The organism is Streptomyces sp. NPDC047130 (genome assembly GCF_040643475.1).
Lineage (GTDB): Bacteria > Actinomycetota > Actinomycetes > Streptomycetales > Streptomycetaceae > Streptomyces.
In genome coordinates, this window is record NZ_JBEYUK010000013.1 from 177,491 (window position 1) to 186,804 (window position 9,314).

Sequence of the window (9,314 nt, forward strand, 5' to 3'; positions counted from 1 at the left end):
ATGTCCGCTGTCCCACCGGCTGAGGATGCGTCACCCTGATGTCCAGTCACCACACCGCGCCCGCGCGGGGTCCAGGAGGACTACCGTCGTACCGTGGCGGGTTCCGGTACGACGAACTCCCGTACGGCGAGACCGAAGGGGCGAACGGCGCATGAGTCTCGGGGACGACTACGGCGACGGTCAGACGCGCACCCGGCTGCCGGAGCCCAGTGGCGTGCCGCCGCGCCGCGGCCGGGGCGGCGGCGGGCGTTCCTCGCGCGGGATGGTGACGGGTGTGGGCGTCATCGTGCTGCTCATCGCCGCGATCGCCTTCGCGAACCGCGGCGCCGACGACGCCCCCGCCGCCGGCAAGCCCTCCGCCGCGGAGGCGACCGCCCCCACCGGGGAGCGGCCGGTCGCCTCCGGCTTCGCCCGCGACGAGCAGGGCGCGCAGAGCGCCGCAGCGAACTACGCGGTGGCCCTCGGCTCCGCCGACATGTTCGACAAGGCGAAGCGGGACGACATCCTCGATCGGATCATCGTCCCCTCCCGCGTCCCGGACTTCCGGTCCACCCTGGACGCCGCCTACGGCCCGGAACTCTACGAGAACGTCGGTCTCCAGGAGGACGGCTCCGCCCCCTCGGGCTTCACGTTCGTCTCCCGCACCACCCCCATCGGCGCCAAGGTCACGGAATTCTCCGGCGACCGGGCGGCCGTCGAGGTCTGGTGCGGCGGCCTGCTGGGCCTGGCGGGCGAGGGATCGACCACGCCGGTCACCAGTAGCTGGTTCACGATCACCATGCGGCTCGAGTACGCCGACGGCGACTGGAAGATCGTCGACCACGGGCAGAAGGACGGCCCGGCACCCGTGCCCGGAGACGAGAGGGCGGCCGGGGCCGAAGAGATCGCCAAGGCGGTAGAGGAGTACGGAGGGTTCACTTATGCGCGGTAACCCACGACGCGTCCTCACCGTCACCGGTGTCGCGGCTGCCCTGCAACTGCTCGGCACCCGCGCCACGGCAGCGCCGTCGGAGGACCCCTGCAGGCTGATCCACGGCCCCGCCAAGGAGTACTGCGAGCAGGGCCGGCGCGGAGGCGGCGGCGGTGACGGGCCCCTGGGGTCGAACAGCCTCCCCGGCGACCCCACGGCCGCCCTGGACCCCCTCGCGTCCCTGGCCAAGGGCTTCGCCGACGCCGCCTCCTGGACCGTCACCAAGCTGAGCGAACTCGTCCAGGAGACGGCCACCGTCGACTTCACCAACCCGAAGTTCCTCCAGCAGTACGCCGTCGTGTTCGCGGCGTCCACGGTCCTGACCCTCGTGCTGTGGCTGCTGGCCGTGGCCAAGCGCGCCGTCCGCGGCGTGCCGCTGTCCACCGCCTTCGGCGAGGCCATCGGCTTCCTGTGGCTGACCGTGCTCGCCAGCGCGTTCACCCCGCTGATCCTCTACACCGTCGTCTCCGCCACCGACGGCGTCAGCGACGTCCTCGCCAAGGCCACCGGGGACCAGACCGACGCCTTCTTCGGCACCTTCTCCACCGCCCTGGAGAAGGGCGACGACATGGGCGGCGGCCCGATCATGCTGATACTGGTGTCGCTGGTCTCCATCGTCGCCGCCGGCATCCTCTACCTGGAGCTCTACCTCCGCGCCGTGCTGCTCTACGTCGGCGCCCTGCTCGGCGTGGTCGTGTACTCCGGCCTCGTCGACAAGAACCTCTGGGGCCACGTCCGCCGGTGGGCGGGCATCATGATCGCGGTCATCCTGGTGAAGCCGGTGATCGTGATCGTCCTCGGCCTGGCCGGCGCGCTGGCCGGGGAGGACGGGCCGAACGAGCTCGCCGCGATCGTCTCCGGACTGGCGATCATCCTGCTCGCCATCTTCGCCAGCGCGATGATCTACCGCTTCGTCCCCGGCTTCGGCGACGAGATCGCCAACACCCGCAACAACCGCCTGATGCAGGGCGCCGAGAACAAGGCGGCCGCGGTGATCAGCTCCCCGGCCACCCTGGTCGCCCAGGGCATCAAGACCCACTCCGCCCGCGCCGACAGCGGCGCGGGCGGCGGCGGCGCGCGCCCCGCCAACCAGGTCTCCGGCGGCGTCGCCGCACACGGCGGCCGCGGCGGCGCCCCCGCGGCCACCGCACCCGCTCCCCGGCCGGCGAGCCCCGCGGCCCCGGCGGGCAGCCCCCACGCCTCTGACAGCCGCTCCAACCGCACAGGAGGTGAAGGGCGTTGACGACCCACCCCCAGGTCTCCCACCCGGTCACGCCCCGCCGTACGTATCTGATCGGCCGTGCCCGCCCCAACGCGATCATCGGCCGCAACCGGGAGACCGGCGAGATCGCCCTGATCATCGCCGGGGCGTTCCTCGGCATGATGTGCGGCCTGCTGATCCCGCAGATCACCGTGCGGATCACCCTGCTGATGGGCTTCCCGCTGCTGGCGATCGCCGCGGTGTACGTGCCGTACAAGGGACGCACCTTCTACAAGTGGTTCGAGATCAACCGCAGCTACAAGCGCACGGTCCGCGGCCCGAACGCGGTCTACCGCTCGGCGGCCATGGAGGCCGGCACCCGCTTCGACGGCCGTCAGGTGGAGGTCGGCCCGCCGCCCGGCATCGGCCGCATCACCTGGCTGTCCGCCCCGTTCGGCCCCGACGAGATCGCCGTCCTGCTGCACGCCGACCGGCGCACCGTCACCGCGGCCATCGAGATCGAGGGCCCCGGCGTGGGCCTGCGCGACAGCGAGGACCAGGAGGCGCTGGTCGACCGCTTCGGCACACTGCTGAAGCACGTCGCCAACGGGGACGGCTTCGTCACCCGCCTGCAGATGCTGGCCCGCACCCTGCCCGCCGACCCCGACGCGCACGCCAAGGACGTGGCGCTGCGCGGCGACGAGCGGTCCCCGCAGTGGCTGCGCCGCTCCTACGACCAGCTCCAGTCCATGGTGTCGACCAGCAGCGAGCAGCACCGCGCCTACCTGGTGGCCTGCATGCACTACAGCCGCGAGCTGGCCGCCGAGGCGCACGCCATGGCCCGCGCCGCCCGCCGCGGCCCGGGCCGGCGGCTCGACAAGGACGCCGGCCTCGCCATCGTCATGGCCCGCGAGCTCACCGACATCTGCTCGCGCCTCCAGGAGGCCGACATCCGGGTCCGCCAGCCGCTCGGCCAGGGGCGCCTGTCGTCGCTGATCCACTCCATGTACGACCCGGACCACCCGATCGACCACATCCAGGCGATGTCCAAGCGCAACGCCTGGCCGGCCGAGCTGGACGCCCGCGAGCCCACGTACCTGCAGGCCAAGACCCGCGAGTCGTCCACCCGCGACCCCTGGTGCCACGCCACCGCCTGGGTCAAGGAGTGGCCGATGACCCCGGTCGGCGTGAACTTCCTCGCCCCGCTGCTGGTCCACACCCCCGACGTCATCCGCACGGTCGCCGTCACCATGGACCTGGAGCCCACCGAGATCGCCATCGAGCGGATGCTGACGGAGAAGACCAACGACGAGGCCGAGGCCAGCCGCGCCGCCAAGATGAACCGCACCGTCGACCCCCGCGACATGGCCGCCCACTCCCGCCTCGACCAGCGCGGCGAGGACCTGGCCAGCGGCGCCGCGGGCGTCAACCTGGTCGGCTACATCACCGTCTCCTCCCGCAACCCCGAGGCCCTCGCCCGGGACAAGCGGACCATCCGCGCGTCGGCCGGCAAGTCGTACCTCAAGCTGGAGTGGTGCGACCGCGAGCACCACCGCGCCTTCGTCAACACGCTTCCATTCGCGACCGGAATCCGAAGGTAGGGGCTGATGCTCTGATGCGGGACCCGCTGTCCGTCCTCACGGAAGCCTTCACGTCGTTCCTGTTCGGCAAGGTGGAGACGACGCGCCTTCCGGTGCGCACCTCCACCGGCCAGGCGCAGGCCGTCTACCTGCCCACCGCCGCGCCCGGACTCGGCGACTCCGGTGTGATCATCGGCCGCGAGGTCTACTCCGGCAAGGGCTACATCTACGACCCGTTCCAGCTCTACGGCCAGCAGCTGCCCGCCCCGCACTGGCTGGTGCTGGGCGAGTCCGGCAACGGCAAGTCGGCGCTGGAGAAGACCTACGTCCTGCGCCAGCTCCGCTTCCGCGACCGCCAGGTCGTCGTCCTGGACGCCCAGGGCGAGGACGGCGTCGGCGAGTGGAACCTGGTCGCCCAGGAACTCGGCATAACCCCCATCCGCCTGGACCCCACCAACGCCCTCGACCACGGCATCCGCCTCAACCCGCTGGACCCGGCGATCACCTCCACCGGCCAGCTGGCGCTGCTGCGCACCATCATCGAGGTGGCCATGGGCCACGGCCTCGACGAGCGCGCCGGCTTCGCCCTCAAGGTGGCGCACGCCTACGTCAACGCGACCATCGTCGAGCGCCAGCCGGTGCTCAACGACATCGTCGAGCAGCTGCGCCACCCCAAGCCGGAGTCGGCCGAGGCGATGAACGTCGCCCTGGAGGACGTCCGCGCCTGGGGCCTGGACGTGGCCCTGGTCCTCGACCGCCTGGTCGACGGCGACCTGCGCGGCATGTTCGACGGCCCCACCACGGTCGGCATCGACCTGGACGCGCCGCTGATCGTCTTCGACCTCTCGCACATCGACCGCAACTCGATCGCCATGCCGATCCTGATGGCGATCGTCGGCGTGTGGCTGGAGCACACCTGGATCCGGCCGGACCGCAAGAAGCGCATCTTCCTGGTCGAAGAGGCCTGGCACATCATCAACAGCCCCTTCGTCGCCCAGCTCTTCCAGCGCCTGCTGAAGTTCGGCCGCCGCCTCGGCCTCTCCTTCGTCGCCGTGGTCCACCACCTGTCCGACGTGGTGGACGGCGCCGCCGCGAAGGAGGCCGCGGCGATCCTGAAGATGGCCTCCACCCGCACCATCTACGCCCAGAAGGCCGACGAGGCCCGCGCCACCGGCCGCGTCCTCGGCCTGCCCCGCTGGGCCGTCGAGATCATCCCCACGCTGACGCCCGGCATCGCGGTCTGGGACGTCAACGGCAACGTCCAGGTGGTCAAGCACCTGGTGACCGAGAGCGAACGCCCGCTGGTCTTCACCGACCGCGCCATGACCGAGTCGGCCAGCGACCTGGCCGAGGAGGAGCTGTCCGAGGCCCTGCGAGCGGCGGAACTGGAAGCGGAGGAGAGGGCGACCGCCTACATGCAGCACCAGTACCCCGAGTCCAGGTCGTCGGTGGCCTGACCGTGCCCCCCGAGGAGAAGCGCACCGCCCCGGCCGGAGCGTCGGGCGGCATCCCCGACGGGCTGCTGGTCGGCCTGCTCGCCTTCCTGTTCGGCGTCAACCTGCTGGTCTGGGCGGCGACCGGCCTGGCCGCCCTGTTCACCCACGGCGCCTGGCCGGACACCGTCACCTTCACCCGCACCCCGCTCGCCATACGGCACCTGGTCGCCAGCCCGCACGACATCGCGGGCGCGTGGCCGGACACGGCTCCGGGGACGCTCTCCGGCTACGGCCTGTTCTGGGGGCTGTTCATCGGCGAACTGATGGTGCTGATCGTCGTCACCGTCTTCGCGCTGGGCACCCTGGCCCGCTGGAAGGCCGTCCGCGCCGCGCGGAAGGCGGGCGTGCCGTTCCGCGGCCGCGCTGGCGACGGCACCGCCGCGCCCTCGGCCAAGCCCGACCCGCGCCTCCCCGACCGGCTCACCACCGCCCGACCGGAGGCCGGTCCGGCCGCGACGGCCGCCGGCGCCTCGCCGGCGACCGGCCCGGCCGCGACCGCTCCCGCCGCCCCGTCCGGCCCCCCGCCGCCCCACGGCGCACCCCAGCCCCGTACCCCGGCCGCACCGGTCCCGGCTCCGGCTCCGGCTCCGGCTCCGGTGGGAGGCGACGCGGGTCCCGTCCCGCACGTGCCCGGCGCGGTTCCGCCTCCGCACGTCCCCGTCTCCGAGCGGTTCGGGGTCCCGTTCCCCGGTGCGGCACAGCCCGTCGCCCCGGCCCCGGCCCGGGTGCCCGCGCCCGCCACGGTCGGCCCCGTGCTCTACGCGCCGCCCGCCGAGCGCCTTCCCGTGGCCGTGGACGCCGTCCTGGAGGCCGAGGGGCCCGTCCTGGTCGTCACCTCCTCCCCGGCCCTGTGGGAGGCCACCAAGGACGCCCGCGCCAAGCTGGGCCCCGTCCTGGTCCACGACGCCGCCCGCCTCTGCGACACACCCGCCCGCCTCCACTGGTCGCCGTTGGACGGCTGCGAGGACAAGGCCACCGCCGCCGCCCGCGCCACCGCCCTGCTGGCCCCGGTCCGCCCCACCGCCCGCCTCGACGCCGCCGTCGCCGACACCGCCGAGACCCTCCTGCGCTGCTACCTGCACGCCGCCGCCGTGGACAGCCGCACGGTCCGGCACCTGCACCGCTGGGCCCACGGCAACCACGTCCAGGAGGCCGTCCGCGCCCTGCGCACCCACCCGTCCGCCGCCCCCGGCACCGCGGGCGAACTGGAGTCGGCACTCACCGCCCACCCCGAACGCCGCGACGTGGCGCAGGCCCTGACGGCCCGTGCCCTGGCCTGCCTCGCCGCCGTCCACGTCCGCGAGGCGTGCACACCGAACCGGAACGATTCCCTCGTCCTGGATTCCTTCGTCCACGAATCGGGCACGCTCTATGTGATCGGCGAATCCGTCGAGGACCCGAGGACCGATCCGGGAGCCGTGCCGCTCCTGACGGCCCTCGCCTCCAGCGTGGTCGAGCGCGGCCGGCGCATGGCCGAACGGTCATCCTCCGGCCGCCTCGACCCACCAATCACCCTGGTCCTCGAGGACGTCGCCGCCGTGGCCCCGCTGCCCCGGCTCCCCGACCTGCTCGCCACCGGCCCCGCCGTCGGCATGCCGACGCTGGCCCTGCTGCGCTCCCCCGAACAACTCCGCGCCCGCTGGCCCTTCGCCGACCTCTGACCGGCGCGCCCGGAGGCTCAGGTCTCGCTCAAAACGGGTGCGTTTCCCCCCAAGGGAGTGCAACCGTGTGCGCCAGCCACCCGTCTCCGGGGGCAGGGGACGTCACACGGTGAGGGGTGGGCGACATGGTCTGGTTCCTGGGCCTCGGTTTCGCGGGGCTACTCGTCCTGGTCGTGGCACTCGTCTTCGACGGCCTCCTCGAGGGCCTGTTCAGCGGCGTGGAGGCCCTCAACGGCTTCTTCGACGGCCTGATCTCGCTCCCGGTCATCGCCGGATTCGTCTCCATGCTCGGCTTCGCCGGCGCCATCGTCACCGAGACCACCGGCCTCGGCCCGGCCGCGTCCACGGCTGTCGCCGTGCCCGCCGCCCTCCTCACCGCATGGGGCGCCTACCGCGCCGGCAAGGCCCTGATGGGCGACGACTCCGGCGGCGCACCCCGTGAGGGCGACGTCGTCGGCGTCACCGGCACCGTCGTGACCGCCGTTCCCGCCAACGGCTACGGCGAGGTCCTGGTGCGCCTCGCCGGCCAGCCCGTCAAGCTGGCCGCCCGCGCCGACCTCCCGCTGCCCCGCGGCACCGAGATCTGGGTCGACCGGTCCCTCTCCAGCACCTCCGTCTCGGTACGCCCGGTCGAACGCTGACCTCCGGGCGCCGGAACCCACCACACCCGTCCGCCGAACCGGCCTACCCGGCCGCATCCGCACCACCGACCTCGTCGGCAACATCGGCATCCCATGGGGGGAATCCATGCCAAGTCCTGTCGTGCTCGCATCAGGTGGAGTCGTCGTACTCCTGTTCCTGCTCGCCCTGATCATCGTCAGCCGCTACAAGGTGGCCGGCCCCAACGAGGCCTTCATCGTCACCGGCCGCCGCGGCAAGAAGGCCACCGACCCGGAGACCGGCACCGTCTTCACCGACAACAGCGGCCAGAAGGTCGTGGTCGGCGGCGGCGTCTTCGTGGTCCCGTTCCTCCAGCAGCGCTTCAGCCTGGACCTGTCGTCCCGGCAGATCCCCGTCTCGGTCCGCGGCGCGGTCACCCTCCGGGGCATCAAGGCCAACCTGGACGGCGTCGCCATCGTCAAGGTCGGCGGCACCGAGGACGCCATCCGCGCCGCCGCCCAGCGCTTCCTCGGCCAGCAGGACGACATCGTCGGCTTCACCCAGGAGGTCCTGTCCGGCGCCCTGCGCGCCATCGTCGGCCGCATGTCGGTCGAGGACATCATCCGCGACCGCGCCGCCTTCGCCGGCCAGGTCGCCGAGGAGGCCGAGGCCAGCCTCTCCGGCCAGGGCCTGATCACCGACGCCTTCCAGATCCAGGACATCACCACCGAGGGCTCCTACCTGCAGGACCTCGGACGCCCCGAGGCCGCCCGCGCCAAGCAGGAGGCCGACATCGCCGAGGCGATCGCCCGCCGCGCCGCCGAGCAGGCCCGCCTCAAGGCCGAGGAGGAGATCGCGGTCGCCCAGCGGACCTTCGCCCTCAAGCAGGCGGAGATCCAGGCCGAGACCGACGAGGCCAAGGCCCGCGCCGCGGCCTCCGGCCCGCTCGCCGAGGCCGCCCGCCAGCAGGAGATCCTCCAGGAACAGGAGAAGGTCGCCGCCCGCCAGGCCGCCCTGACCGACCGCCAGCTCGACACCGAGGTCCGCAAGCCCGCCGACGCCAAGCGGTACGCCGCCGAACAGGACGCCGAGGCCAAGCGCGTGGCCCGCGTGAAGCAGGCCGAGGCCGAACGCCTGGCCGGCATCGCCGCCGCCCAGGCCGAGGCCGAGCGGGCACGGCTCACCGGTGAGGGTGAGAAGCAGCGCCGTACCGCCATCGCCGAGGCGGTCCGACTCGAGGGCGAGGCCGAGGCGGCGGCGATCGGCGTCAAGGGCGCCGCGGAGGCCGCCGCCATGGAGAAGAAGGCCGACGCCTACCGGCAGTACGGGGACGCCGCCATCCTCCAGATGCTCGTAGAGATCCTCCCCCAGGTGGTCGAGAAGGCGGCCGAGCCGATGAGCGCCATCGACAAGATGACCGTCATCTCCACCGACGGTGCCTCCCAGCTCTCCCGCACGGTCACCGACAACGTCGCCCAGGGCTTGGAGCTCCTCAGCTCCACCACCGGCGTGGACCTGCCCTCCCTGCTGAAGAACCTCACCCAGCGCACCGCCGGCCCCGACGCCAACGGCAAGGTGCCCATCACCGAGTGACCAACACGCAAACGCAGAAGGGGGCGCCCGGCACGGGCACCCCCCTTCTCCTTCCCTCACCACACCCATACGCGACGATAAACTCCCCCGGAAATGCAGAAAGCCCCCGCACCATAATGGTGCGGGGGCTTTCCCAATAATTGTTCGGCGGCGTCCTACTCTCCCACAGGGTCCCCCCTGCAGTACCATCGGCGCTGTAAGGCTTAGCTTCCG

At 72.6% G+C, this 9,314-nt stretch carries 7 protein-coding genes; all 7 read left to right on the forward strand.

The genetic code is table 11. From position 1 onward, the window contains the following. The first annotated feature begins 151 nt into the window (after nt 1-151). The 7 genes from ABZ836_RS18080 (at nt 152) to ABZ836_RS18110 (ending at nt 9,101) form a co-directional block, all read left to right on the forward strand. Nucleotides 152-931, forward strand: coding sequence for a hypothetical protein (locus tag ABZ836_RS18080; RefSeq protein WP_361143253.1), 780 nt, complete (start codon nt 152-154; stop codon nt 929-931). Beyond that, nucleotides 921-2,213, forward strand: coding sequence for a hypothetical protein (locus ABZ836_RS18085; protein ID WP_356130252.1), 1,293 nt, complete (start codon nt 921-923; stop codon nt 2,211-2,213). The genes ABZ836_RS18080 and ABZ836_RS18085 overlap by 11 nt, the downstream gene beginning before the upstream one ends. Then, on the forward strand, nt 2,210-3,772 hold the full coding sequence (locus ABZ836_RS18090; protein ID WP_356130254.1) for an SCO6880 family protein: 1,563 nt from the start codon (nt 2,210-2,212) through the stop codon (nt 3,770-3,772). Before ABZ836_RS18085 ends, ABZ836_RS18090 begins: the two co-directional genes overlap by 4 nt. A 14-nt stretch (nt 3,773-3,786) precedes the next feature. Then, on the forward strand, nt 3,787-5,208 hold the full coding sequence (locus ABZ836_RS18095) for an ATP-binding protein (protein ID WP_356130256.1): 1,422 nt from the start codon (nt 3,787-3,789) through the stop codon (nt 5,206-5,208). Between the two features lie 2 nt (nt 5,209-5,210). After that, the gene (locus ABZ836_RS18100) at nt 5,211-6,908 is read left to right on the forward strand and encodes a type IV secretory system conjugative DNA transfer family protein (RefSeq protein ID WP_361143257.1); all 1,698 of its coding nucleotides are present in this window, start codon (nt 5,211-5,213) and stop codon (nt 6,906-6,908) included. Nucleotides 6,909-7,033: 125 nt separating this feature from the next. Then, a complete protein-coding gene (locus ABZ836_RS18105) occupies nt 7,034-7,549 on the forward strand; it encodes a hypothetical protein (RefSeq protein WP_356130260.1) in 516 nt (171 codons plus the stop codon). A gap of 106 nt (nt 7,550-7,655) precedes the next feature. After that, a complete protein-coding gene (locus ABZ836_RS18110) occupies nt 7,656-9,101 on the forward strand; it encodes an SPFH domain-containing protein (RefSeq protein WP_361143260.1) in 1,446 nt (481 codons plus the stop codon). The last annotated feature ends 213 nt before the right edge of the window (nt 9,102-9,314 follow it).